The sequence below is a fragment of the Endozoicomonas sp. ALB115 genome (assembly GCF_049310245.1).
In the GTDB taxonomy this organism is placed as follows: Bacteria; Pseudomonadota; Gammaproteobacteria; order Pseudomonadales; family Endozoicomonadaceae; genus Endozoicomonas.
The window spans coordinates 1-1,191 of record NZ_JBLYZG010000190.1 but is presented as its reverse complement, the minus strand read 5'-3'; the positions used below and the strand labels follow the sequence as shown (position 1 = coordinate 1,191).

Annotated in this window: 1 protein-coding gene; it reads right to left on the bottom strand. The window is 44.5% G+C overall.

What is annotated here, in order from left to right; all coding sequences use genetic code 11:
• The coding region (locus tag ACO6VE_RS24550; protein WP_422464131.1) for an ISAs1 family transposase at positions 1-1,121 on the bottom strand (1,121 nt) is incomplete at its 3' end.
• Positions 1,122-1,191: the final 70 nt, after the last annotated feature.

Sequence of the window (1,191 nt, the reverse complement as noted above, 5' to 3'; positions counted from 1 at the left end):
TCAATCCGGCCTGACATACTCTCTTTCTCAAACCGGCTACTTTGTTTGTGTACATTAAAACACCACCGCCTTACAGTCGCAACGTTCTTTGCCGCTGTTCGCTCATGGATTTTAGAGGCATCTTCTTGAAAGCTGACATCCAGTGACAAGTGTTGTCCATTTTCTATACTCCAATGATTGCGTACTGCTGCCAGCACACTGGAGGCTGTCATCTCTCGGCTCTCTATATAAAAATGCAATTCAGTTGTTTGTTTTTTACCAACCAATCTGTCTCTCTGGATAACCGAAAACTGCTTAAGGCCAGGCCACTCATGCTTGGGGTCTATATCCTCAATGTCGTTAAAAACCCAACAACGCCGGTGTTCTTGACGCCCCCGATTTTTCTCCATCGATTCTGCAAAGGCTGGTTCGTCATCAGCAGGTTCCGGATCATCCGGGTGTTCTTCAATGTACTTTGAAAAATATGCTTCGATATTACTGCTCAGAGTCGGCTGATTGTCCTTGGCGCAGAGCAGGTAATCAGCTTTTTTATCAATGATTTTTTTGCAAATATTTTTCTGACACCCCATGGCATCACTGGTAATCAAGGCTCCTTCGAGAAAAAGCACATCGATAACTTCGGGAATGGCAGTAATCTCATTGGACTTCTTATCAACGGGGGTAAAACCTAATATAAGCTTAAGTTCTGAACTGTAAGCACTGACCATATGGACCAACTTCTTGCCTTTAGCTGGACGTGAGCCACGCAGAGCCTTGCCGTCAATAGCTATGACATTGTCGTTTTTTTCTGGATGAGGCCCCATTTTACGAGCATTTATCTCAGATATTGTGTCGCTTACCCAATCGATAAATAACTGCGTAAAAGCTTCTGGGTCAAGCAGCTTGCATACTGTTGCAATAGTGTGATGGGTAGGGAAGCCAAATTTATAAGGAAAAAACTGACGAAACCAGCGTCGGTTGTATTTAGCGAACCGCTCCATGCCTTGCCATGTGGTGTAACCACTCAAAATACTGACATAAACGATAAATAAGACTTCTGGAAGAGGGTATGTAACGTGTATATCGCTACGAGGCTCAGTTAGCGATTGAATCCTGACGACCATTGGTGTGTAGTTGGCCATTGTCGTACCTCTGGCTATACCGGAGGTATGTTAATAGTACATATGTGCACCTCATGCTACCGCCCTGGCG